Here is a 24,478-nt window from a genome sequence, read left to right as displayed (position 1 = left end):
TACCCGGCAGTTATCTCGGACGAAGAGTGGAGCTTTGCCCTCATGTTCTGAATCACTTCTCCGTGCGATCTAGATGACTTCGGCACACGCGCAGCCGCTAAATTGACGCGCCATTCGACGATCCGCACCACATGCTCGCCACCATGTGTCGCTGAACTCCCAGTTGAGGGCGCGGCACGCCGCTCAATTCTCCCCACGCGCACGCTTCAACTCGAGGTAGTTTTGGTTTGCCTCAGCATCGTCCGCCCGATACACGATGTTCGGAGCATCGCTCCCATCCTCTCCGTTCAGACCCGGCAATGACATAAGGTGGTCGCGGAGATCGCCCCGGCCAATGGGAGCGGCCATCAATGGGAGGAGATAGGCGTCCAGGTGCTTGCCTTGGGGATTTTCCAGCTCCCGGGTAAGCGATTCCAGGTAATCGTCTTTCCGGGACGCATTCCAGTCAATGGCGAATCCTGCGCGGTGGCAGAGCTCCGCATGGACGAGAAGCATGGTGCGGCCGTTCCCGTCCAGAAAAGGATGCCCCCAGGCGAAAGCGCCCATGACCATCCCCGGCTTTTCACGCATCGTCTTCGGATTGTTGCCTGCCGACAGGCCCCATTCAACGGCAAGCTGGCATAACTCCGAAGCTTCGAACTGTATTCTCTGCCCCTTCCCGACCAGTCGTCCAACACCGAGAGCATGGCGATCCTGGCCTGCCCAAGGGTAAAACTCACTGAACAGGATCCGGTGAACCTCAAGGAAATGCACGTACGTAATCGAACCTTTGATGGCATGAAGGTACGCCAATGCCGCCTCGAGATTCGATTCGAAAAATCCGTGTTCTATGTACTTGAGTTCGTCCAGATCCTTGATACTGTCGACGTTACGCAGGTATCCCCTGGTTTCGTAGTCTCCGAACGGATCGAACACGCTTGATTTCCCTTATGTGGTTTGCCATCAACCGGGCAAACTGCCGGCCATTAATCCGATCCTGCTTCTTGAGTGCAACCAGCAGCTTACCTGTGAGATCGAGCTTGACATCGTCACCCGCCGCTCGCGTCACTGCCTCGGCGAAATCGTCGAGGCCCGAGCGCCGGTATTGAATGCCGTAGGCTTGCGCGAGCCGCTCGACAAACTTCCCGACGTTTTGGGTTGGCAGCTTGTCGACATCCGTAGGTAACGTGGGGATTGCGCCGGTCTGCGGTCTTTCGTGTTGCCCAACATACCGTACCCGGATGTTATCCCAGCCTAGCTTGCGGGAGATCCGGCTCGTGCCTGTATCAACCAGACAGACGGAGCGACCGTTTTCGTGCTGGATTGTCACATCAAGCACCGTGACACCTAGTTTCCCGAGCGCCTCGCGCAACAGCATGTCACAACCGACGGCAAATCGCGCCCTGCCTTCCGGATCCCGACTGGTCTTGGCATAAACACCCGCTCCAAGTCGAACGAGGCGTCCATCGGCAACGAGATGCTGAAGCGCCGTGCTCAGGTGCGACGAACTCCCCAGGCCAGTCAGTTCACGTCGAAGCACGACGTTACCCGAGCGCTTCTTCAGCGACATCAACAGCTTGCTGTCCAGGTTCATCGATCACCTCCAGATCCGGCGTACGAGGTTCCATTATAACCCATCTTAAAATCCTTATCAAACAATGAGTTATAGATACAAAACTTGCCGGATCAACAGCATGTTTCGTCAACTGGACGTCCCCGACGGGGGCTTCTCGCAGTCGTTCATGAAGCGTCAAAGGTCTGCATTGCGCCGGCAGACCACCACAAGTCGCTCATCCCAACGCCACCGTCGCAATCCTGAGAGTATCGCGGACTGGTAGCCTCACAGAGATTGGAACGATCCATGCAGGCCTGATACCGTAAAGCGTATCCGCCCTATATGCTTGTCTACACACTTGCCCAGTGACCGGACAAGCGTGGCCGGCAGGCTGTGACATTCCGTTCATAGTGGTTCAGAGGCCGCCGGCTCTCGTTCTGCTCATTTCGTCCCCTTCGGATTACATCGGCTCAGCCGACGTGTCCGGGTGAAGCAGCCTCCTGTACCACCGACTCCTTCAACACACACCCGGAATCACCCCCGACTGCACGGCAAGCAGACGCCAACCTTCGCGCTTTCGAACCCAGACCGCGAGTGCCCGACTCTCGAACGCCTTGAACACACCGCGGATCATCATGCGAATAGCCAGTTTGCCGAATACCAGCACGATATCCCCATCGATCTGATAGCGAAGCTCCGTACGATCGATACCGTGATAGTCCCAGACCCCAGTGCGCAGGCCTTCCAGGTAGCTGGATTTGGTGTCTGCAACGCCTGAAGAGTGCATATAGATCAGCTTGTCGTCCAGCAAGCGGTCAAGCGTTGGAATATCCTTGCTGACCATTGCCGCATACCGTGCGTCTTCGAGTTGTTGAACCTGCTCGATCGCCTGGTTTTCGTCACTCATTCTTCATGCTCCTAAATAGATAGCCCGGACAGCCTCTTCGCCGCCGAGGGCGTTCATGTCATCGCCGGACATCGCAATCTCGCCGTGAGCAATGACGTCCGCGGAATCCGAAACCTCGGGCGCCAGATGAAAACTCTGCGCCGCCATCGATACCGTCAGACCGCGACTCGCCTTGAGCATGCGGCTCTGTTCGATGCGCTGCTCGACGATAAGCGGCACAAATCCAACTGACGCCCCGAACGTACCCGAGTGATCCCGAGAATCTGCTAAACCGTCCGGCCAGAGAGTCCGGCGATCACCTTCGCGCACGCGAGATAGTCTTCGTCGCCGAAGCCGGAAGCTTCAGTGGCACACATGATCTGCTCCACCGCCGCGCCCAGCAGGACCGGCACGCTGAGCTCGCGCGCGCCGTCGGAAATCAGCTTCAGGTCCTTGCGCATCTGCGCCACGGTAAAGGTCGGCGTGAAGTCGAGACGTTCGAGCGCATCGGCCTTGAACTTCAGGTGCGGCGAGCCAATGGCGCTCGCGCTGATGGCGTCGAGCGCGGCCTTCGGCGCGATGCCGCCTTTCGTGCACAGCGCATACGCCTCGCCAAGGCTCGCGACAAGCGTGGTCACCATCAGGTTGACCGCGAGCTTCATCACGCGCGCCTGCTCGGCGTCGCCCACTACGCGGATGGTCGACGCCCATGCCGAGACAATCGGCCAGGCGTGTTCGATCACCGCCAGGGGCCCCGATACGAATGTCGTCAACGTGCCGTTCGCCGCAGCCGCGATCGAGCCGGAGATCGGCGCACGGAGATACCCCATCTCCCGCGCCGCGGCGCTATTGGCGACCGCCACCGACGCGCTGACCGAAATCGTGCTGGTCTCGATCAGGAGCACGCCCGGTTTCGCATGGCGCAGCGCGCCGCCTTCACCGGTGAGCAGGTGCAACGCGGCCGCATCATGGGGAAGCGAACTGACGATCGCGTCCGCCTGGGCAAGCGCGCCTTCGAGCGATTCGACCACGGACATGCTCCGGGAGCGCGCGGCGGCACGGCGCCCCTCACTGATATCGAATACCCGCAGCGCATGTCCGGCCGCCGCGACGCGCGCGGCCATCGGTTCACCCATCTTGCCGAAGCCCAGCCACACTATGTTCATCGCATGATCTCCTGTTCCTTCGCGTGATCCGCCAGATACGGATTGCCGCGCCGCCATGCCCACGGATAAATCTCCACCCGGTCGAAGAGCCCCGCTTGCACATAAGGATCGGCCGCCATGAAGGCCTGGACAGCATCGATCACATCGGCCTCGAGAATCAGCAGCGATCCCGATTCAGCCCCCTTTTCATCCAGCAGCGGTCCGCTTTGGAGCACTCGCAATCCTCGAGCGGCATCCAGATGAGCCCGATGGCGTGCTTTGGTTTGCGCGCGCAGCGCGGTGCTGTGGAGATGGTCTCTGGCAATCACGGCGAAGAACATGGCGTTATCCGTTCCGGGTAAGGACGAAGTCGTTCGCGAGTTCCCAGAAGGGTCCGCGCACGCCGAATTTCTCCGCTGCCTCCGGCGAGTCATTACGCTTGAACTCGCGAATCAGCGACGATTTCACCGCGAACACGACGTCCGAATCGAGGTAGTCATCTTCCGCGTCGAACAGGTGCGTCGTCAGCTTTCTGAATCCGGGCGCGGACACCATCGCGTGCACGTGGGCGGGACGAAACGGATGCCGCGCCGTTGCGCGCAACAGTACGCCGACCGGCCCGTCCGTCGGAATCGGATAAGAGGTGGGCCGAATGGTCTTCATCAGAAACGCGCCATCCGGCTTCGCGTGATACCAGCCCCGCAGGTTGTCCTCGGGCTGCGACCGATCCTGGATGTCGTACATGCCGTTCGAGTCGGTCTGCCATATCTCGATCTTCGCGTCGGGCACCGGATTTCCATCGCCGTCGACCACGCGGCCGTGAATCACCAGCGGCGTATCGTCGCCGTCACGCAGCATCACCGACTCGCCCCATTTGCGCTCAGGCGACCCCGGCACGTAAAACGGCCCAAGGACCGTCGACTCTGTCGCACCTTCTTCCATGCCGGCGCTGACCATGTTGACGAGCGCGGAAATGCCGAGGTTGTCGGACAGCAGGATCATCTCCTGCCGCTTGTTGTCGCTGATCTGGCCTGTTCGGGTCAGAAACTCGATGCCCGCGATCCATTCGCTTTCGGTCAGGCGCACGTCACGCACGAACGCGTGCAGATGACGGATCAACGATTGCAGGACCGTGCGCAGGCGCGGGTCCGGTGTGCTCGCGTACCGTTCCAGCACCACGTCGGTCAGTTCGGCTTCGGTCATGTTTCTCATCGTGTCTCCGTTTCGATTGAATTCAACAGTGTTTCCCGGCCCGGATCGGGCGACACGCCCGTTACCGGCCGGCCAGGTCTTATTGGCGGCTACCCGCTCCTAGGCTCATCGCCCGCGCCATTCGCCGGCCCGAGCGGGCGAGGCGCTCGAATGCGCAAACATCGGCGCCATGTCCGTGATGCGAGAAGGGGCGAGCAACTGCCGGCTGCTACGCACGGTCAGCGACGCGATCTCATGCATGAAGTCGTTCCAGCGCGCGGACCGCTGTAATGCCGCGCGATGCGCTGACCAAGCCTGAACGTCCGGAAAACACCGATATAGCAGAACCTGATTGAGTGAACCGACGATGCTGGCGAAGCCGGCAAAGAGCCCCGCCATCGCAGCGGGATCCTCGGCAAGCGCATGCTGCCGGAAGACATTCCAGCAGGCCGGCACCCCGCCGGCGGAAAAGCTCAGCGTCGTTTCCTCGACAACGCCCGCGCCTCGCGATACGTCGAACAGCGCTCCCTGCGAAGCGAGCCAGTCACGACCGTTGCCCCAGTGAGGCGTCAATTCGGTCAGCGGGGCCGGCACGAGAAATCGGCTTTCCTGATGCACGATCAGCGGGCGAACGCAATCGAAGTACGCCCGCAGCCCGGCTTCCCCGTAAAGGCCCAGCAGACGCGTTTGCCAATCATCGAAACTGTCGTAGCGATACAGGCTGACGATCTGATCCAGCGAGCCCGTGCAGGCCGCAAACGAACCGATCAGACGCTCGAGTATCGGCTGCAGACCGTGGTCGCCGCGCTTGCGCTGCGCCGCCCAGAACAGGTCGGCGGCACCCGCTCGCAAGGTGTAGGAACGGTGTTCGATCAGCATTGCTGGCATGCCTCGTGACGGGATTGCGCGGAGCGGGCGATATCAGGCTGGTTCAACGCCTTCATACGCGCGCTGCAGCAACGCGCGGATTGCGCCGCGTTCGAGCGGCCGCGGATTCGGATACGGCGTTTGCACCACCAGGTCGGCGGCGCGATCGAGTGCGTCCGCCGGCATGCCGAGTTCCCGCAGCGACCGCGGCACGCCGAGCGACTGGCCGAGCGCGTAGAGCCCGCCGACGGCCTGCGGCGCTTCGAGCGCACGCGCGATGCGGGCCATCGCACGCGGCGCCGCGTCCGCGTTGTACGCGAGCGCATGCGGCAGGATCACCGTGTGCACCTCTGCGTGAGGCAGATTGAAGCTGCCCCCGAGCGTATGGCACAGCTTGTGGTGCAACCCCATCTGCACGTTGCCGAGCACCGTGCCGCACAGCCAGGTGCCATATTGCGCGTCGCCGCGCGCATCGAGATCGGCCGGGGCCTCGCGCAGCCGGGGCAGCGCATGCGCGAGCGCGCGAATGCCCTCTTCGGCCATCAAACTGTAGACCGGACTGCCATCCTGCCCGTATAGCGCTTCGGCCGCATGCGCAATCGCATTCATGCCGCTCGTCATGCTCAGGGCTGGGGGCAGCGTCAGCGTCAGCTCCGGGTCGTAGATGACGTTGCGGGGCAGCACGCGCCAGTCGCGCCCGGTCTTCTTGATCCCGCCGTCGGTGATGCCGTAGAGCGGCGTCATTTCCGAGCCCGCGTAGGTCGTGGGCAACGCGACGATCGGCAGATCGGATTCGAGCGCGATCGCCTTGGCAAGACCGATCGTCGAACCGCCGCCGGCCGCGACGCAGGCGTCCGCCCCCAGTCGACGGGCAGCCTCTATCGCGCTGCGCGCGACATCGATCGGCACATGCATGACTGCGCTGCCCAGCACGCCGGCGCATCGGTCGCCGAGAATCCCGGCGATCTCCTGGCCAAGCCCGGTCTGCTCCGGCGTGGTCAGCACGAGCGCGCGCCGCACGCCGAGCGCGTCGAGCTCACGCGGCACAAACCGGCGGCTGCCAGGGCCGAACACGACCCGCGTCGCATGGGTCTCGTGCACGAATGACTGTATGGTCTGCATGGCTCACCTCTTGTTCCGATGGGCGGATGCGGCGCGGGCAAGCATCTCGCGTGCGTAGCCGAGCTCGGCGTCGCGGATGCCGTGCTCCATCGCTTCCTCGATCTTCAATGTCACGGCCGCGCCGGCCTTTTCAAAAAGCGCCGCGCTTTCGCGCACGCTGCCGGCCGGCACATAGGGATCGTCACCCCATGTCGAGAACAGCACCGGCATGTGCTGGAACGCGCCATGCGCGACGTCGCGATGCATGCCCGGCGGCCCGATCAGGCCGCCGGTGAACGCGACCAGCGCACCATAGCGCCGCCGCGCGCGCCAGACGAATTCGCTGCACAGGCACGCGCCCTGCGAGAAACCCATGAGCACCTGCGCCTCATAGGGGATGCCCTGTTCGAGCAGCGCGCCGGATATCGACTCGAGCCGCGCCAGCGCCTGCGACAAGTGCGGCTCGTTCACTTCGAGCGGTTCGATGAAGCGCCCCGGATACCACGACCCGTCAGTCGCGGCCGGCGCGTGCCACGCCATGTCGAAGCGTGCGAAACGGCGTACTACCTGCTCGTGCATCCACTCGGGCGACTGCCCGCGCCCATGCACGAGAATGACGGCCAGCGCCGCATCGGGCGCCGGCGCGCCAAACACCCTCAACGGCATGTGAAGGTGCGAATGAGGATTTGACATGGATGCGTTCAATACTTCAGTGTTTCCAGCGACTCCATGATCGTCGCGCGCTGGCTTTCGAACTGTGGCGCAATCTGCACTTTCGTGCCGAGTTCCTCGTAAGGCTCGTCGATCATGAAGCCCTCGGGTTTCGACACCGTGGCCTCGAACATCGCGCCGCTCGGCGTGCGCACATAGATCGATTCGAAGTACCCACGGTCCTTGCGCTCGGAGGTGTCGGTAAAACCCATGCCTTCCAGGTTCGCCTTGACCTTGTCCTGCACCGTGCGGTCCGCCACCTGAAACGCGCAGTGATGCACGATGCTCGCTCCATAAGTCCAGCTGGCCTGCGGCAGATCCGGCTCGACGACGTAGTCGACGAACTTGCCCGAGCCGCCCTCGCCGAACGCATAGCGCGAGTACTTGCCGTCGCGCGCCACCTCACGCGCCGACCAGCCGCTTTCCATGAATTCCTGCGACGTTTCCGTCTCACGTACGTTGACGCCGATCGTATGCAGTCCGCGAATCGCCAGTTCCGCCGGCACCTCACCGTTCGAATACGGCTTGCGCGCGTCGTCGGCGATGCCGACCAGCTCGTAGCCGATGCCGCACGGATGCGCAAAACTCAGCACCTGCTCGCCGAAGCGTTCCGAGCGCTTCACGTCGAAACCGTGATCGGCGAGGCGCTTGGCCCAGAACGGAATGGCCGATACCGGCACCGACAGCGCGAGCGCGTCGATCTGCCCGGTGCCGCGATGTCCCTTGCGGCCGAAATGCGCAACCGGAAAACAGGTGATCAGCGTGCTTTCCTCGCCGATGTCGTTGCCGTAGTACAGGTGATAAAACGGAGCGACGCCGTCGTAAATGAGCGTCTTCTTCACACTTTTGAGCGACAGCACCTTCGTGTGGAAATCGTAGTCTTGCTGCGCCGTGCCGACGCACAGCGTGATGTGATGATGGCGCTGGATCGCCTGGCTTGCTTCGGTCATGTTCGTCTCCTCCGAATGGATGGCGGTGGCGCCGCTCGCAGGTCCGGTTGCCCTGGCCCGCGGCGCGGCTGGCGGGATCAGTCCGCCCGTGGCTCGAATGTCATTACGCGGTCGACCAGGTCCCAGATAAACCGGCCCGATGGGTCACGCTGCTCCTCGGCGATATGCGCAATCAGGCCCGCCGCGCGGCTCAACACCGCGAAGCCGCGCATCAGCCGCGCGGGAATGCCGATATCGCCGAGCACCGCCGCGACCGCGCCGGTCGCATTGATCGTGATGTGACGCCCCGTTGCCGCGTCCACCTCGGCGGCAAGCCGTTCGAGCGCCGCGCAGCGCGCGCCGAACGTGCCGGTCTCGCGCGCGATTTGCAGCAACGCGCCAGCGCGTGGATCATCCGGCTTGTGCAGATGATGGCCGAACCCAGGCACCGCCTCCCGCCTTGCGCGGTAATCCGCGGCAATCTGCTGCGCCTCGGCGGGCCCGTTCTCACCCGCCGCCACGATCCGGTCGAGCAGCGCCGCCGCGAGCTCCATCGTTCCGACAAAACGGCTCGCCACCGCCAGCAACCCGGCCGCGACACCGGCTTGCAGACTCTCCGGCGAGCTGGCATAGATCATCCGCGTGGCGATGGCGCTGGGCGTCATGCCGTGCTCCATCAGCACCACCAGAACCGCATCGACGATGCGACGCTGCGCGTCCGTCGGCATCTTGCCGAAGGTCTGCTTCATGAACACGTCGACAAAGCTCGCGTTGCCCAGCAGATCGCCCACCAGATCGTCGTTGCCGTAATACACGGCGTGCGTGGTGTAGCGGCACAGCGCGGTGCGCGGCGTGGGCTTATCGCATGGTGCGTTCATCAGCGGCTCCGCTCGTTGATGATCGACTCGCGGATGGCGGGCTTGAGCACCTTGCCTACCGCGCTGCGCGGCAGCGAGTCGAACAGATGAACGTGCTTGGGCGCCTTGACCGAGCCCAGTTCCCGCTTGACGAGACCGATCAGTTCGTCCACCTCCACGCTCATGCCGGGGCGCAGTTGCACCGCCGCGTGCACAGCCTCGCCCCACTTCTCGTCGGGCACGCCGACCACCGAGCAGTCGGCGATCGCCGGATGCGCGCACAGCACCACCTCCACATCGCCCGGATAGACGTTGAAGCCGCCGGTGATGATGACGTCGCGGATCCGGTCACGCAGAAACAGATAGCCGCGCTCGTCGAAAACCCCTGCGTCGCCGGTCCGCAGCCAGCCGTCCACCAGCGTCTTGCGCGTTTCCTCTTCGGCACGCAGATAGCCGCTCATCACGAGGTCGCCGCGCACGGCGATCTCGCCTTCCTCGCCGACCGGCAGCGGCATGCCGTCCTTGCCGACGATTGCCACGCGAGTCATCAGGGACGGCCGCCCCACCGACGCGAGATGCTCCCCGGTCATCGCGGCCGGCGGCAGGAACGTGATGATCTGCGGCGCCTCGGTCTGGCCAAACGAGGTGCACAGCACCGGCCCGAACACCGACTGCGCCGCGCGAATCTGCTCCGGCCGCATCGGCGCGCCGCCGTAGACGAGATAGCGCAGCGCGGCGAGACGCCGCGGCTCGCGGCGCTGCTCTTCCACCAGCGCGAGAATCAGGGTGGGCGGCGCGAAGCAGACCGTCGCGCCATGTGCGGCGGCGGCATCGAGCAGACCCGCGGGTTTCGTGTGTTCGGGAAAAATCAGCGCGCCGCCCGCGCCCAGCAGCGGCAGCATGTACGTGGACGTGCCGTGCGTGATCGGCGCGGCGACAAGATAACGGTCGTCCGGCGTCAGCCCCAGTTCGTGGATCTGCGTCGCGATGTTCGCGTTCCATGCGCGCAGCGGCTGGATCACGCCCTTCGGGAAACCCGTCGTGCCGCCGGTGAACTTGATCGCCTGCGCCTCTTCGAGGCTCGCACCGCCGCGCGCATACGGGCCGAACGCAACCGTGCCGGCGTCGCCGGCGGTGCGCGCGAGGTCGTCCAGCGGCCGCAACGGCGCGGGTACGCCCGCGAGCCGTTCGAGCATGGCCGCATCCGCGAGCACGAGCGAAGGCTCGACAAACTCGACGATACGCCGCAGTTCCGGATCGCCGTTGCGCGGATTGAGCGGCACCCAGACCTTGCCCGCCGCAAGGATCGCAAGCAGCGCCACCAGATGCTCGACGCTGTTCGCCGCGCCCACACAGACACGGCTGCGCGGCATCGGGTCGAGGCGCGTGAGCGCCGCCGCACGCTCCAGCACCTTCGCGGCGAGCTCGCTGAAAGTCAGGTTGCCGGCGGGACTCACCACTGCAATCCGGTTCGGATGCCGATGCGCCGCGCGCCAAAGGAAATCAACAGGGTACATGCGTGCTTTCTCCGGAAATGAAGTGGACCGATCGCACCGCGGCTATGGGCGGTCTTCCAGTCTGTGAAACGAGTATGCAACTTTATTCAAATGTTCGAACATTCGTAGATACCCTGAGCCAGTGGAGACCGGGTTCTCGCCTTTCGCGAAGACGCTCACGCCGATTCGGCGAGTGCGCTTGCGAGTACGCCGGCGATGCGCGGAAAGTCGCGCGGCCGCAGCCCACCGCGAGAAAATCCGTTTCCTTTGCTGCCGCGCTGACTCCCTGGCTGACTGCTCGAGCAACGCAGTGCCGTCAGCGTGGCTGATACGGAGCGGGAATGAAGCGCTCGCCCGGCTTCACGCCCGCCTTCGACAGCACGTAGTCGCGCGAGCGCGTCAGCTCGCCGAGCACCTGGCGCTCGTCGACGCCGACCAGATTGCCGCCGCGCTTGACCGCTCGTCCGGCCACCCACACCGTATCGACGAGTCCTGGATGCCCGGCGAGCACCACCGCGCCCACCGGATTGTTCAGCGGCGCCATTTCGAGGTTATCCGCGCGGATCATCACGATGTCGGCGTCCTTGCCCGGCGTCAGCGAACCGATCCGGCTGTCGAGGCGCAACGCCTTCGCGCCGTTGATCGTCGCGAACTCGATCGCATCCTGGGTGTCGATCGGCAAGCGCTCCACCGCATACCCGCCACGGTCGGCGCGATCGTGCGCCCATGCGCGCTCGACCAGCAGCACGGTGCGCATGACCTGAAACAGGTGGCCGCTATTGCAGGTCGCGATGTCGATACCGAGCGTCGGCCGCATGCCCGCCTTGAGCAAGCGGCCGGTGACCGGCCAGCCGTGGCCCATCTGTAATTCGATTTCGGGAGTCATCGACGCCGAGCAGCCCGAGTCGGCCATCAACTGGAATTCGTCGTCGGCGAGCGAATTGCAGTGCGAGCAGATCACGTCTTCGCCGAGCAGTCCGTTGTCGGCTAGCCAGGCGACCGGACGCCCCTTGCCCCACGCGCCATCACCGACATGCACCGAAATCAGCGCGCCGAGATCGCGGGCGAGCGCCCAGTCGTCCCGCGTGACCGACTCGGTTGCGTACTGCGGACCGCGCAGCGCCATGCCGAGCTGCACCAGATCGTCCGACGAAGAGAAATGCTGCAACTTCACGCGGCGCACGTCCTGTGATGTCGGCAGGTTGCTGACCGGCAGCCACTCTTCGTTCGAGTTGCCGTAGCACATCACGAAGCGGCCATGTGACGCCTTCAGCGCTTCGACCGCTGCGTCCGTGTGCTCGGGCGTATTCATGTTGTGCGACCAGTCGAGCACGGTGGTCACGCCGCCGTTCAGTGCCTCGTATGCTCCCGCGAGATTCGCGATGTAGATATCTTCCGCACGGAAATGATCGCCAAGCTGGCCGCGCACACCCGCGAAATACTGGTCCAGCGTCCAATCCGCCGCGATGTTGCGCAGCGTGGTCTGCCATATATGCCGGTGCGTGTCGACCATGCCCGGCATCACGATCGTGCCCGTGCCGTCGACGATGTCGGCATCGTCCGCGTCGAGCCCCGGCCCGACCGCGCGAATTTTCGAGCCTTCGATCAGCACGTCGCAGTGGTCGACGTTGCCGATTGCCGGGTCCACGCTAATGACGCTCGCATTGCGAATCAAGGTGCGCTTTGCCATCACTTCCTCCAACGATAAATAGAACGACATATTTTTGAAACCGGTGCGCCGCGCAGCGCCTCACTGTCCTCCCGACTGCATCACGAGCCGGTTCACCACCGCATGGACGCCTGCCACGCCCTCGACAACCTGCACGACACGAGGAATCTGTTCCGCGGACGGCACCGTACCCGTGAGCGTGACCACACCGCTCCTGGCGCGCACGAATACACGGCTCGCATCGATACCGCGTGTCTTTCCGAGCGCGCGCTGCACGCTCTTCGCCAGCGCATGATCCGCACGCTTGAGCCCGCGCGCATCGCCCGACGCCACCGACGCGGCCGGCTCGGAAGCCGGCTGCGCATGCACGGTCGCCAGTGACACCTGCGCAAAGACAATTGCCAACAGCATCAGATATCCGCGAAAGCTCATCTGGTTCTCCCCTGTTCGTGCGGCGCGTGCAATGCCACGCATGAAAAATTCAGAAATAGTGAACGACGCCGAAGTACGCCCCTTGCTGGCTATGACCGGATTGAGGCGGCGCATCGCTCACCTCGACTGGAAACGCCGCGCTGCCGCCGTTGAACATGCTGCCGAACGTCGCGTAAAGCGTGGTGCGTTTCGACAGGAAGTAGTCGGCGCCAATCACCCCCAACGTACCGCTGCCGCCGCCGTGATTCACGTTGGCGTGATAGACGGCGGCGATCAGTTGCAGCGGTACGCTCACTTGATAATTGATGCCGAGCCACTCCATCTGATTGCGCGTCGCCGCGGTTGGATTGGCAGCATCAGCGAGCGTGTCCGCTCCCGACGAAGTGATCAGGCTGTATCCCGCATAGAGTTTTGCACTACCCATCTTGTAGCTGCCGCCAATCATGTATTCGCGCGATGCGCTATAGAGGTTCGACAGCTTTCCATTCGAGTCTCGCAACTCTTCGTACAGCGCGCGCACGTCCAGCGTGCCGTTCGTATAGCTCACGCTGCCGCTCATCTGGTGATTCGCACGGAAGTTTCCCGCCTCGTTGCCCAGCCCCGTCTGCAAACGGAAAGCGAATCCGCCGAAGTTCGCGGAATTGAAAGTGATGGCGTTCGAGCGTGGTCCCCAATTGCGGCCATAGACGAGCGTCTCGAGACCCATCGCCTGCATCCCCGTGGGATCGATCGCCCAGCCTTCGCCGTCGGTGAGACTCATCGCGCGGCCAAACAGAATCGTGCCCCAGCTGCTGCCCGACAAACCGACCACGGCGTAGCGATTGAACAAGCCATCCGATACCCCGGTACCCGAGGTGAACATGTTCTCGAGATTAAAGACCGCGTGCAGGCCCGCGCCGAGATCCTCGTCGCCCTTCAGGCCCCACATGCTGATACCCCACTGATTGCTGCCGAAGCGCAGCAGATCGTTCGACTGCCCGTTCGCCGTTGCCACGTGATCGACGTAGTCCACACCGGCGGCGACCCGCCCGTATAGCGTGACCGACTGCGCGTGCGCGACGCCGATCGAGAGCCCCATGACCGCCGCCATCCCCATCCTCTTCGACAACATCACTTAGATCTCCCATATTTTTTCATCTGACATGAACCTGGTTCTAGCTGCCGGCACGCCGATCGCACCTCACCGGAACGCTTGGACCGAACTTTAGAATTCATTCAAATGTTCGAACATTCGTGGAAACCCGCGGACTATGCTAGGATGGGCAAGGCGATATTTCCCCTTGCGCCTCTTTCCTACGAACCCTTACTGATGACTGCCGCCATGACCGCTATCCAGGACGACGCCGTCGAGGCCGCATTGGCGACCACCCAGCCGCGCCATATCGACCTTGCGCGCACGCTGATGCAGGACATTCGAGAGGGCAAGCTGCGCGTCGGCGATCTGCTGCCGACCGAAGCCGAGCTATGCGAGACATGGAGCCTGAGCCGGTACGCGGTCCGTCAGGCGGTGCTGAAGCTGTGCAATCTCGGGATGATTAGCCGTCAAGCCGGCGTCGGCACGCGGGTTATCGCCGATCGTCCGCAGACGCGCTATGTGCAATCGATGGATACGCTGAGTGACCTCGTCCGCTATGCGCAGGGCACGACACTCCAGGTGTCCGCGCGCAGGACGATCCAGACCGACGACGCGCATGCGGCGTTGCTGCGCTGTGCGCCTGGCGCGAAGTGGCTGCATATCGCCGGCGTGCGGCACGGGGGCGACTCGGCAACGGAGCCCATCGCGCTGGTCGATATTTACGTCGACAAGGCTTTTAGCCAGTTGCCGGGACTGGCCAGGACGCTGGATACGCCGGTCTATACGATGGTCGAGGAACAGTACGGCGTCCGGATGACGCGGGTCGAACAGGAAGTTCAGGGAGTATTGGTTGACGGCGAACAGGCGCGCGCGCTGCAGGTGAAGTCCGGGTCGGCGGGATTGCGCATCATCCGTACTTACTTCGTGCGCGACAAGGCCATCGTCGTCACGACCGGTATTCATCCGGCCAGCCGCTTCAGCTATTCGATGACATTCCAGTTGACCCAGACAGCCGGCTAGATGCGGAAGCAGAGACTCGAGGCATGCGAGGCGCGGCGCTACGCCTCCTCGATCTGGCTGAATTGCACCGCGAGAAAATCGATCAGCTTTCGGACGGAAGGCAGCAGGCCACGCCGCGACGGAAACACCGCGTGAATGATGCCGCTTTTCGGCAGCCACGCCGGGATGAGCTTGACGAGCGCTCCGCTCGCCAGCTCGTCGCGCACCATCATCACCGGCAACTGGACAATGCCCGCGCCCGCCACGGCGGCCTGCCGCAAGGCGATCATGTCGTCGGTGACGAAGCGAGGCGTATGACGAACCACCGCTGAGCCTTCCGGTCCTTCGAGGTGCCATACGTGCTCGCCGTGCGGCGGCCCGAAATCGAGACTGGGCAGCACGGCCAGATCGGCAGGCGCAACCGGCACGCCATGCTGCCGCAACAGCGATGGACGCGCCACCAGACACCAGTCGCGCTCTCCCAGCACCTTCATGACCAGATCGCTGTCCTTCAAAGGCGGTGGCCGTACCCGTATGGCGACGTCGATGCCCTCGCCAATGACATCGACGATGCGGTTGGTCGCCTCGAGATGCAGCGTGACGCGCGGCGTCTCGGCCATGAAGGCCGCCAGCATATCCCCGATGCGCGCATGCAACAGCGCCACCGGACAGGTCAGGCGAACCACGCCCTGCGGTTCCGAACGGTTCAGTTCGATCGCCTGTTGCGCCGCGTCCGCCTCGATCAGCATGGCCTTGCAATGACTGTAGTAGCTCTGGCCAATGTCCGTCACCGTGAAGCGCCGCGTCGAGCGCTGAATGAGCCGCACGCCGAGGTGCGCTTCAAGCGCGGCAATCCGTCTGCTGAGGGTGGACTTCGGCATGCCGAGTGCTCGCCCGGCTGGCGCGAATCCCTGATAGTCGACGACCTGCGCAAAGAAATAGAGATCGTTGAGGTCCCGCATCGATGCACCCATCGTTCCATTCGTGAGACACAGAGGATAACCCACGGCGTCTACCGGACCTGACGCCGCGCACCTATCCTACCGGCATGCAAACGAGATCGATGCGACCCGAACCAGGAATGAACACCATGAAGAAGATTCTCGGCACATACGGCAACACCCGCTCGCATTGGGTGGGAGACGGCTTTCCGGTGCGCACGCTGTTCTCGGACCATACGGTAGGCAGCCACCTGAGCCCATTCCTGATGCTGGACTATGCGGGTCCCGCGCAATTCGCACCGACCTCGAGCCAACGCGGCGTCGGGCAACATCCGCACCGCGGCTTCGAGACGGTGACGATCGTGTACGAAGGTGAACTCGAGCATCGTGATTCGTCCGGTGGCGGCGGTAGCATCGGTCCAGGCGACGTGCAGTGGATGACAGCGGGCGCGGGCATCATGCATGAGGAGTTTCATTCCCGCGCGTTCGCGAAAAGTGGCGGCACGCTGGAAATGGTGCAGCTTTGGGTCAACCTGCCAGCCAAGGACAAGATGACGCCGCCACGCTATCAAACCGTGCTTTCGACAGACATCCCTACCGTCGCGCTGCCGAACGGCGCCGGCAGCGTCAGGGTGATCGCGGGCAACTACGAAGGACAAAATGGCCCGGCATTGACTTTCACGCCGATGGACGTGTGGGACGTGCGGCTGAACAAAGGACACACGACCCGATTGACGCTCCCCGCTGGCAGATCTCTGGCTCTCGCCGTCCTTCGCGGGCAGGTACGGGTCAATGGCGAGACCTCGATAGGCGAGGCGCAACTGGTCATGCTGGGGCGCGAAGGCACCGACGTGGAGTTCGAAGGTCTCAGCGAGGCAATCGTCCTTCTGCTGAGTGGCGAGCCCATCGATGAGCCGGTTGTCGCGTATGGGCCGTTCGTCATGAATACGGCCGAGGAAATCCATCAGGCGGTCAGTGACTTCAATAGCGGACGCTTCGGACAGATGGAAGCGGTCAGCGAGCCTCGCACGGCACGCTAACGGCAGGTCCCGATAGCAGGCCTCGATAGCGGCCCAGGCAATCGCGAGTCGCCTGAAGCCATACCGCACAGATCATGGGGCGGCATCCGCGGAAGCGGTCCGGCGAGCCGCCCTCGCTTCCCCCGCGCGCAAGCGCGATCACGTATCCCCACTGCACAGGAGTAGTCCCATGAGCGCACCCGCCAACTTCAACGGCCAACGTCCCGTCATCGATCCCAACGACGCAGCCATGCTGCTGATCGACCACCAGAGCGGCCTGTTCCAGACCGTCAAGGATATGGAGATGACCGTCCTGCGCAATCACGCGATTGCGCTGGCGAAGATCGCAACGCTCTGCAAGATGCCGGTGATCACTACTGCGTCGGTACCGCAGGGGCCGAACGGGCCGTTGATTCCCGAAATCCACGAGAGTGCCCCACATGCAAAATACGTGGCTCGCAAAGGGCAAATCAATGCCTGGGACAATCCGGATTTCGTCGACGCAGTCAGGGCTACGGGCCGCAAGACGCTGATCATCGCGGGCACCATCACCAGCGTGTGCATGGCGTTTCCGGCGATCTCAGCCGTTCAGGAAGGCTACAAGGTCTTCGCCGTGATCGATGCATCCGGAACCTACTCGAAGATGGCCCAAGAAATCACCCTTGCACGCGTGGTCCAGGCTGGCGTTGTCCCGATGGACACGGCAGCAGTTGCCTCGGAGTTGCAGCAGACCTGGCACCGGCCCGATGCCCAGGAGTGGGCCGACGTTTATGGACTGATCTTCCCTCCGTACCGACTCCTTATCGAAAGCTACATCAAGGCACAGAATGTCGTGAAGAACAACGAAGAACTCGACTCCGAGCGGGCGTGATGTGGGGCGCGGCAAGCCGGCTTACTGGCTTGCCGCCGGCAAACGGGCCTGTCAGTAATTTCGTGTTCAAGGCATATCCTGCTCCCCAGGAGAAAATATGCCTCGCAAACCGGAAGCCAAGCCGGCGGAACTGCCGGCGATTCCCCCTGAGTTGCTTGAACAGTTCGGCAACGGCCCGATGACGGCCGAAGCGATCAATGCCGCGATGCTGGCCCTGAAGAAGGCTCTGATCGAGCGGGCGCTGGGTGGCGAGATGAGCCATCATCTCGGCTACCCGCCTGGCGCCGTCAAGCCGGCCGCCGTCACCAACCAGCGCGACGGCACGGGCGCCAGGACGATCCTTCGGCACAAATGCGGCGATAGACGCGACGCCAACCTCGTCTGCCGGATTCTCGACTTTCTCGCCGAGCAAATTCGCGTAGGCATAAATCTGCTTGACGATACTCGCGAAGCTGAACCGCGGTAGCCGGCGCATCCCGCTCCTTGATCCGCATGCAGAACGCACGCAGATCATCAGCGGAGACCTCGCAGAGCAGCCTCCCGTTGAAAGCCGGAAGGATATCGCGAGCAACGATGCCCTTGCGTACAGATCGCGTCGTGTCCGCCATTCTGGCTCCATCAAGCCAGCTGTCGGCCCATTCACTAAAGGTCTTCGCGACAGCGCGTCGCTGCTTCCCTTTGTTTCTCCACGACAGGCGACCTGCCTTCACGGACGGCATGACGGGCGTCCAGCAGCTTTTCCCGCGCCAACGCCAGCGAGATGCCCCCTCGACCATAGCAACCGATTGTCAGCGTTTCTCGCCGCCCGTTAACGCGGTAGTCGTATCGAAAGGAAATGGTGCCTGCCGGAGATACCATGACATACATGCCGTCACGGTCAGCGATCTTGTACAGAGTCCCACGGGGCTTAAAGTTGCGAAGTGCAGATTCGGTGAGCATCGCTTTGGGTTCTCGTGGTTGGGACGGCTATTTGCCGTCATCAACCACGAGGCATCCAGATGCCCACAGATCCGCATGCCGCCTAGCTTTTTAGCAAAATTTTTACCGTCAATGCCGGATTGCGTTGCCGATAGATTATCGAGTCGCAATCGTGCATTCGGCGCATACCGTCCGCTATACCGTCATTTTGCGACGCACAATGGGGCGGCTGTCTTTGGAATTATCAAAAAATCCGCTTCTATATCAATGACTTACAGCGAAATGCGCGGCAAAGAAAACCACTTGGATCATCCGCGTAAGTCATTGATTTTATTGTGAATTTTTTACCACCTACTCCCACTCAATCGTCGCCGGCGGCTTCCCCGATATGTCATAAACAACCCGGTTAATCCCCCGCACCTCGTTAATGATCCGGTTCGACACGTGCCCAAGCAGTTCATGCGGCAGATGCGCCCAGTGCGCAGTCATGAAGTCGAGCGTCTGCACCGCGCGCAGCGCGACCACGTACTCGTAAGTACGCCCATCGCCCATCACGCCGACGCTCTTCACCGGCAGGAACACCGCGAACGCCTGGCTCGTCAGGTCGTACCAGGACTTGCCGGTTTCCTTGTCGATGGTGTTGCGCAGCGTCTCGATGAAAATCGCGTCCGCGCGGCGCAGCAGGTCCGCGAAATCGCGCTTCACTTCGCCGAGAATCCGCACGCCGAGGCCTGGGCCCGGGAACGGATGGCGATACACCATCGAATGCGGCAAACCGAGCTTCACGCCGAGTTCGCGCACTTCGTCCTTGAACAGTTCGCGCAACGGTTCGAGCAGCTTCAGGTTCAGCGTCTCGGGCAGGCCGCCCACGTTGTGGTGGCTCTTGATCGTCTGCGCGGCCTTCTTGCCCTTACCCGCCGACTCGATCACGTCCGGATAGATCGTGCCTTGCGCGAGCCACTTCGCATCGGTCAGCTTGCCGGCCTCGGCCTGGAACACCTCGACGAATTCCGCGCCGATGATCTTGCGCTTCGCTTCCGGATCGGTCACGCCGGCGAGCTTGCCGAGGAACGCCTCGCTCGCGTCGACGTGGATCACCTTCACACCGAGGTGATCGGCGAACAGCGCCATCACCTGCTCGGCTTCGTTCAGGCGCAACAGACCATGATCGACGAACACGCAGGTCAGCTGATTACCGATCGCGCGATGCAGCAGCGCCGCCGCCACCGACGAATCCACGCCGCCCGACAGCCCCAGAATGACGTGCTCGTTGCCGACCTGCTCGCGAATCTTCGCGACGGCTTCGTCGATGTAGTGGCCCATTTCCCAATCGGCCTTCGCGCCGCAGATCTGCAGCACGAAGCGTTCGAGCATCGCGCGGCCCTGCACCGTGTGCGTGACTTCCGGGTGCCATTGCAGGCCGTAGAAGCGGCGCTGTTCGTCGGCCATCGCGGCGATCGGGCACGACTCCGTCGATGCCATCAGCGCGAAGCCCGGCGGCATTTCGAGCACCTTATCGCCGTGGCTCATCCACACCTTGAGCATGCCGTGGCCTTCGGGCGTGGTGAAATCGCTGATGCCTTCGAGCAGGCTCGTATGGTTGCGCGCGCGCACTTCGGCGTAGCCGAATTCGCGCAGATGGCCGATGTCGACCTTGCCGCCGAGCTGCTGGGCCATCGCCTGCATGCCGTAGCAGATGCCGAGCACCGGCACGCCGAGTTCGAACACGGCTTGCGGCACGCGCGGCGTGTCGTCCTCGGTGACCGAGCTCGGGCCGCCCGAGAGAATCACGCCCTTCGGCGCGAAGTCGCGGATAAACGACGCGTCGACGTCGTACGGATGGATTTCCGAATACACGTTGGCTTCGCGAACGCGACGTGCAATCAGTTGGGTGACTTGCGAACCGAAGTCGAGGATCAGGATCTTGTCATGCATGGCAGCGGACGGAATCAGAAGTGAGCGGATACGGAATGCCGCGCGCGAGGCGCGGCGTCGAATTCAAAGCGTTCAAGGCGATCCGCGCAACAGCGGCGGAACCGCGACGCGAACATGAAACACCACGATGGAGCGCACTGCAAAACACCCTGGCACGGCCAACGCCTTTGCCGGCAGCCTGCGGCGCGCGCGAACGAAACCCGGTAGCTTCGGCGGACGGCGTGGCGCGCGGCGCGTCAGCCATGAAACGGCGGCCGGGACGTGCCGGACGCGTCGCTGCGGGCGTCGCCCGGTGCGACCGCGCCGGGATTGACGGCGCTTGCGGCGCCACCGGCCGATGCGGCAGCCGGCGTGGCAGGCGATGTGGCGGATGCGGCAGCCGCGGGATTGACGGGCCGCGTGGCCGGCATCACAGGCTCGATGACCGGCTCGGCGCGATAGGCCGGAAAGCCTGCCGAGACACCGGGCTCGCGCACGCTGTCACGTTCGAGATCGCGCCGCCGTGCGGCTTCGCTGCCGGCCTCTTTCTCCGCCTGCCTGTCGGCACGCTTGTCGGCACATTTATCGGCTTTGCCCGAAGAGGAATTGGCGACGATCCCCTTCTCGCGCCGCCGCACCGCGCCCGCCAACCGCACGCCGCCCAAGCCGATCAGCACCAGCACGACACCGGCCAGCACCGAGACGATCTGCCCGAAGCCCGTCAGCGACGGCGAACGCATGCCCAGCAACCAGACCAGCATCAGCACGCCGGTCAGCCAGTGCACATGGCCGACCACCTTCGCGACCGTCGACGTCATCGCCCCGTCGAACGACGCATGCACCGCGAGCCACGCAAGCCCGATCAGCGCGACGCCGAACGCCTGGCCGATCAACGCCGGCTGCGTTTGCACCAGTTGCAGCGCGTTGTACAGCGAAGTCCACGGCGTCAGCAGGAACAGCAGGCCGAACGCCAGCAGCAACAACGCATCGAGGATCAGTACAACGCGCAGCAATGGCTTCATGGGCGTTTAGTCCACGTGATAGTTGGGCGCTTCCTTGGTGATCTGCACGTCGTGCACGTGCGACTCGCGCAGGCCCGCGCCGGTAATCTGCACGAACTCGGCCTTCTCGTTCATCTCGGCGATGGTGCGGCAGCCGCAATAACCCATGCTCGCGCGCACGCCGCCGATCAGCTGGAACAGGATCGCATTGACCGAGCCCTTGTAGGCGACGCGCCCTTCGATGCCTTCCGGCACGAGCTTGTCGATATTCGCCGAGTTGTCCTGGAAGTAGCGGTCCGCGGCGCCGTCCTTCATCGCGCCGACCGAGCCCATGCCGCGGTACGACTTGTACTGGCGGCCCTGGTACAGGAACACTTCGCCCGGCGCTTCTTCGGTGCCGGCGAACATGCTGCCCATCATGACCGCGCTCGCGCCCGCCGCCAGCGCCTTGCTGACGTCGCCCGAGAAGCGCACGCCGCCGTCGGCGATGACCGGCACGCCCGTGCCCCGCAGTGCTTCGGATACGTTCGAGATTGCGGTGACCTGCGGCACGCCGACGCCGGCGACGATCCGCGTCGTGCAGATCGAACCCGGGCCGATACCGACCTTGACGCCATCCGCGCCGTGCTCGACGAGCGCCTTCGCGGCCGCTGCCGTCGCGATGTTGCCGCCGATCACCTCGACGTGCGGGAAGTTCTGCTTGACCCACTTGACGCGCTCGAGCACGCCCTTGCTGTGGCCGTGCGCGGTATCGACGACGATCACGTCGACGCCGGCCTGCACGAGCAGCTCGACGCGCTCTTCGTTGTCCGCGCCGACGCCGACCGCCGCGCCCGCGCGCAGCTTGCCGTGTTCGTCCTTGCATGCGTCCGGGTGCTCGGTCTGCTTCGTGATGTCCTTGACGGTCATCAGGCCGCGCAGCTCGAACGCGTCGTTGACGACGAGCACGCGCTCGAGGCGGTGGTGGTGCATGAGCGCCTTCGCTTCGGCGAGCGGTGTGCCTTCCCTAACGGTAACGAGGCGCTCGCGCGGCGTCATAATGCTGCGCACCGGCTCGTCCAGACGCTCCTCGAAGCGCAGGTCGCGGTTCGTGACGATGCCGATCAGTTGCGCGCCTTCGACGACCGGGAAGCCGGAAATGCCATGCTGGCGCGACAGCGCGATCACGTCGCGCACCTTCATTTGCGGCGGCACCGTGATTGGATCACGCACCACGCCCGACTCGAAACGCTTGACCTTGGCGACCTCGCGCGCCTGCTCGGCCGGCGTGAGGTTCTTGTGAATGATGCCGACGCCGCCCATTTGCGCCATGGCAATGGCGAGGCGAGCTTCGGTAACGGTGTCCATCGCGGCGGACACGAGCGGCATGTTGAGGGAGATGTTGCGGGTCAGCCGGGTCTTGAGGCTGGTGTCGCGCGGCAGAACGTCGGAAAAGGCCGGGACGAGGAGCACGTCATCGAACGTGAGTGCTGTTTGGATCAGACGCATGGCAAATCCTATAGGCGCAAAAGCGAATTATACGCGATACCTCCCCGGATTTCACTGCGCGAACAGCAGCTTAGCGAATTTCAGGCGATTTTTTCCGGTTTCCGGGGCCGGTCATTTCGCTTGCCCGTTCGCACCGGTTTCAATCGGGTTTCGTTTGTGCGTTCACAGGCACGCGAGGGGGAAACGGCGGGTGGCGGCGAATGGCCTCGGCAGCCTGAGCTGTGCGAAACGATCGAAGCGACCGGAGCAACCGGCGCAAGCGTGCCGAAAAAACCGCCCGCCAGCCCGCAACGGTCCCGAACGACCCAAAACGGCTCTCGACCGCCCGAATGCAGGATCGAACAAGACGCCCCCCCGCCGAACGGCTATTCTGCGGACCATTCCAGTTTTCTTGCAGGGGCAGTCGATGCAGCGCGGTGTGGCATATGGGGTAATGGCCGGGGCCTTATGGGGCATGATCTTTCTGGTGCCGCGCGTGCTGCCCGACTTTTCGCCGCTGCTGATCGTCGCGGGCCGCTACACGATGTACGGCCTCGTTTCGCTGGTCGCCGTGCTGCCGACGGCGCGCTCGCTCGCCCAACGCCTCACTCGCGAAGACCTGGTCGCGCTCGTCAAGCTCGCGCTCGTCGGCAATATCGCCTATTACCTGCTGCTGACGGCGGCGGTCCACCTGATCGGCATCGCGCCGGCATCGCTGATCGTCGGCGTGCTGCCGGTCACGGTCACGCTGATGGGCCGGCGCGATCACGGCGCGGTGCCGCTTGCGCGCCTCGTCTGGCCGCTCGCGACCGTGACGGCGGGCATCGTCTGCATCAACGTCGACGTGTTCACGGCGGCGGCCGCCACGCCGGTGAGCGTCGCGACACGGCTTATCGGCGTCGCCTGCGCGGTCGGCGCGCTCGTCTGCTGGACGTGGTTCGCGGTCGAAAACGCCCGCTATCTGCAGCGTCAGACGCATTTCAGCGGCAACGAGTGGTCGGTGCTGTGGGGTGTCGTGACGGGCGCGCTCGGCGCGACGCTGTGGCTCGTGATTGCGGTGCTGCCGTCGGGCGGTCCGCTCGGCGAACCGGCGCCCGCGCGCTGGCACACGTTCTGGCTGCTCAATCTCGCGCTCGCGGTCGGCGCGTCGTGGCTCGGCAACGGCCTGTGGAACGCCGCGGCGAAACGGCTGCCGCTCACGCTGTCCGGCCAGATGATCGTGTTCGAGACGCTATTCGCGCTGCTCTACGCGTTCATTTACGACCAGCGCCTGCCGCGGCCGCTCGAACTGGCGGCGATCCTGCTGCTCGTGGCGGGAGTCTGCTGGTCGGTGCGCCGGCATTCGGACGGCGATGCGTCCGGAACGACGCCTATCGAGGACAAGGCGCAGGCTTCGGCGCATTGAGAAAAAGCGCGCACCGCCGCGATACAGGAACAGCGATACAGGGACGGCGA

General features: G+C 63.6%; 24 protein-coding genes and 2 pseudogenes. 5 read left to right on the top strand and 21 right to left on the bottom strand.

Features of this window, described 5'->3' with window-relative positions:
* Nucleotides 1-183 precede the first annotated feature (183 nt).
* The 16 genes from F3J20_RS06875 to F3J20_RS06800 all read right to left on the bottom strand — a co-directional run bounded on the left by F3J20_RS06875 (nucleotide 184) and on the right by F3J20_RS06800 (nucleotide 13,929).
* On the bottom strand, nucleotides 184-915 hold the full coding sequence (locus F3J20_RS06875) for a Fic family protein (RefSeq protein ID WP_167282664.1): 732 nt from the start codon (nucleotides 913-915) through the stop codon (nucleotides 184-186).
* Nucleotides 869-1,573, bottom strand: a complete 705-nt coding sequence (locus F3J20_RS06870) for a hypothetical protein (RefSeq protein WP_167282662.1) — start codon at nucleotides 1,571-1,573, stop codon at nucleotides 869-871. The genes F3J20_RS06875 and F3J20_RS06870 overlap by 47 nt, the downstream gene beginning before the upstream one ends.
* Before the next feature lie 478 nt (nucleotides 1,574-2,051).
* A complete protein-coding gene (locus tag F3J20_RS06865) occupies nucleotides 2,052-2,441 on the bottom strand; it encodes a nuclear transport factor 2 family protein (RefSeq protein ID WP_167282660.1) in 390 nt (129 codons plus the stop codon).
* A 3-nt stretch (nucleotides 2,442-2,444) separates the two neighbouring features.
* A complete protein-coding gene (locus F3J20_RS06860; RefSeq protein WP_167282659.1) occupies nucleotides 2,445-2,660 on the bottom strand; it encodes a hypothetical protein in 216 nt (71 codons plus the stop codon).
* Between the two features lie 47 nt (nucleotides 2,661-2,707).
* Nucleotides 2,708-3,586 (bottom strand): NAD(P)-dependent oxidoreductase, encoded by an 879-nt coding sequence (locus tag F3J20_RS06855; protein WP_275691445.1) that lies wholly within the window; start codon nucleotides 3,584-3,586, stop codon nucleotides 2,708-2,710.
* A complete protein-coding gene (locus tag F3J20_RS06850; RefSeq protein ID WP_167282655.1) occupies nucleotides 3,583-3,906 on the bottom strand; it encodes a YciI family protein in 324 nt (107 codons plus the stop codon). Before F3J20_RS06850 ends, F3J20_RS06855 begins: the two co-directional genes overlap by 4 nt.
* A gap of 4 nt (nucleotides 3,907-3,910) precedes the next feature.
* Complete coding sequence (locus tag F3J20_RS06845) at nucleotides 3,911-4,777, bottom strand: intradiol ring-cleavage dioxygenase (RefSeq protein WP_167282653.1); 867 nt, start codon at nucleotides 4,775-4,777, stop codon at nucleotides 3,911-3,913.
* Between the two features lie 105 nt (nucleotides 4,778-4,882).
* Entirely contained in the window at nucleotides 4,883-5,635 is a 753-nt protein-coding gene (locus tag F3J20_RS06840) for an NIPSNAP family protein (RefSeq protein WP_167282651.1), read from the bottom strand.
* A gap of 42 nt (nucleotides 5,636-5,677) precedes the next feature.
* Nucleotides 5,678-6,736 carry a maleylacetate reductase gene (locus F3J20_RS06835; protein ID WP_167282726.1) on the bottom strand — a complete coding sequence of 353 codons (1,059 nt, stop codon included), beginning with the start codon at nucleotides 6,734-6,736 and terminating at the stop codon, nucleotides 5,678-5,680.
* A 12-nt stretch (nucleotides 6,737-6,748) separates the two neighbouring features.
* Complete coding sequence (locus F3J20_RS06830) at nucleotides 6,749-7,417, bottom strand: phospholipase (RefSeq protein ID WP_167282649.1); 669 nt, start codon at nucleotides 7,415-7,417, stop codon at nucleotides 6,749-6,751.
* 8 nt (nucleotides 7,418-7,425) lie between these two features.
* A complete protein-coding gene (locus tag F3J20_RS06825; RefSeq protein WP_167282647.1) occupies nucleotides 7,426-8,385 on the bottom strand; it encodes a VOC family protein in 960 nt (319 codons plus the stop codon).
* 77 nt (nucleotides 8,386-8,462) lie between these two features.
* Nucleotides 8,463-9,242 carry a citryl-CoA lyase gene (locus tag F3J20_RS06820; RefSeq protein ID WP_167282645.1) on the bottom strand — a complete coding sequence of 260 codons (780 nt, stop codon included), beginning with the start codon at nucleotides 9,240-9,242 and terminating at the stop codon, nucleotides 8,463-8,465.
* Nucleotides 9,242-10,738, bottom strand: a complete 1,497-nt coding sequence (locus F3J20_RS06815; RefSeq protein WP_167282643.1) for an AMP-binding protein — start codon at nucleotides 10,736-10,738, stop codon at nucleotides 9,242-9,244. Before F3J20_RS06815 ends, F3J20_RS06820 begins: the two co-directional genes overlap by 1 nt.
* A gap of 295 nt (nucleotides 10,739-11,033) precedes the next feature.
* Nucleotides 11,034-12,407 carry an amidohydrolase family protein gene (locus tag F3J20_RS06810; RefSeq protein WP_167282641.1) on the bottom strand — a complete coding sequence of 458 codons (1,374 nt, stop codon included), beginning with the start codon at nucleotides 12,405-12,407 and terminating at the stop codon, nucleotides 11,034-11,036.
* A gap of 60 nt (nucleotides 12,408-12,467) precedes the next feature.
* The gene (locus F3J20_RS06805) at nucleotides 12,468-12,818 is read right to left on the bottom strand and encodes a BON domain-containing protein (protein WP_167282639.1); all 351 of its coding nucleotides are present in this window, start codon (nucleotides 12,816-12,818) and stop codon (nucleotides 12,468-12,470) included.
* Between the two features lie 49 nt (nucleotides 12,819-12,867).
* Complete coding sequence (locus F3J20_RS06800; protein WP_167282637.1) at nucleotides 12,868-13,929, bottom strand: porin; 1,062 nt, start codon at nucleotides 13,927-13,929, stop codon at nucleotides 12,868-12,870.
* 210 nt (nucleotides 13,930-14,139) lie between these two features.
* On the opposite strand from F3J20_RS06800, the gene F3J20_RS06795 reads away from it, so the two are divergent.
* Nucleotides 14,140-14,913 carry a GntR family transcriptional regulator gene (locus F3J20_RS06795; protein WP_167282634.1) on the top strand — a complete coding sequence of 258 codons (774 nt, stop codon included), beginning with the start codon at nucleotides 14,140-14,142 and terminating at the stop codon, nucleotides 14,911-14,913.
* 38 nt (nucleotides 14,914-14,951) lie between these two features.
* On the opposite strand, the gene F3J20_RS06790 is transcribed toward F3J20_RS06795, so the two are convergent.
* Entirely contained in the window at nucleotides 14,952-15,854 is a 903-nt protein-coding gene (locus F3J20_RS06790; protein WP_167282724.1) for a LysR family transcriptional regulator, read from the bottom strand.
* 128 nt (nucleotides 15,855-15,982) lie between these two features.
* Between F3J20_RS06790 and F3J20_RS06785 the strand changes: the two genes are divergently transcribed.
* The 3 genes and pseudogenes from F3J20_RS06785 to F3J20_RS06775 form a co-directional block, all read left to right on the top strand.
* Nucleotides 15,983-16,873 (top strand): pirin family protein, encoded by an 891-nt coding sequence (locus F3J20_RS06785; RefSeq protein ID WP_167282632.1) that lies wholly within the window; start codon nucleotides 15,983-15,985, stop codon nucleotides 16,871-16,873.
* A 169-nt stretch (nucleotides 16,874-17,042) separates the two neighbouring features.
* Nucleotides 17,043-17,723, top strand: a complete 681-nt coding sequence (locus F3J20_RS06780) for a hydrolase (RefSeq protein ID WP_167282630.1) — start codon at nucleotides 17,043-17,045, stop codon at nucleotides 17,721-17,723.
* A gap of 97 nt (nucleotides 17,724-17,820) precedes the next feature.
* Nucleotides 17,821-18,066 (top strand): annotated as a pseudogene (locus F3J20_RS06775) (IS256 family transposase); the annotation flags it as partial.
* Here F3J20_RS06775 and F3J20_RS06770 read toward each other — a convergent pair.
* The 4 genes and pseudogenes from F3J20_RS06770 to guaB all read right to left on the bottom strand — a co-directional run.
* A pseudogene (locus F3J20_RS06770) lies at nucleotides 18,061-18,662 on the bottom strand (Arm DNA-binding domain-containing protein); the annotation flags it as partial. The pseudogenes F3J20_RS06775 and F3J20_RS06770 overlap by 6 nt on opposite strands.
* Before the next feature lie 330 nt (nucleotides 18,663-18,992).
* On the bottom strand, nucleotides 18,993-20,576 hold the full coding sequence (gene guaA / locus F3J20_RS06765) for a glutamine-hydrolyzing GMP synthase (protein WP_167045332.1): 1,584 nt from the start codon (nucleotides 20,574-20,576) through the stop codon (nucleotides 18,993-18,995).
* A gap of 236 nt (nucleotides 20,577-20,812) precedes the next feature.
* Nucleotides 20,813-21,577 carry a hypothetical protein gene (locus tag F3J20_RS06760; protein WP_167282628.1) on the bottom strand — a complete coding sequence of 255 codons (765 nt, stop codon included), beginning with the start codon at nucleotides 21,575-21,577 and terminating at the stop codon, nucleotides 20,813-20,815.
* A 6-nt stretch (nucleotides 21,578-21,583) separates the two neighbouring features.
* Complete coding sequence (gene guaB / locus F3J20_RS06755; RefSeq protein ID WP_167045326.1) at nucleotides 21,584-23,044, bottom strand: IMP dehydrogenase; 1,461 nt, start codon at nucleotides 23,042-23,044, stop codon at nucleotides 21,584-21,586.
* Between the two features lie 406 nt (nucleotides 23,045-23,450).
* Here guaB and F3J20_RS06750 point away from each other — a divergent pair, with 406 nt between their 5' ends.
* Nucleotides 23,451-24,428, top strand: coding sequence for a DMT family transporter (locus F3J20_RS06750; protein WP_167282627.1), 978 nt, complete (start codon nucleotides 23,451-23,453; stop codon nucleotides 24,426-24,428).
* Nucleotides 24,429-24,478: the final 50 nt, after the last annotated feature.

This window comes from Paraburkholderia sp. Cy-641 (assembly GCF_011752945.1).
GTDB lineage: Bacteria > Pseudomonadota > Gammaproteobacteria > Burkholderiales > Burkholderiaceae > Paraburkholderia.
The sequence above is the reverse complement of the archived record's forward strand: the minus strand, read 5'-3'. Positions and strand labels throughout refer to the sequence as shown.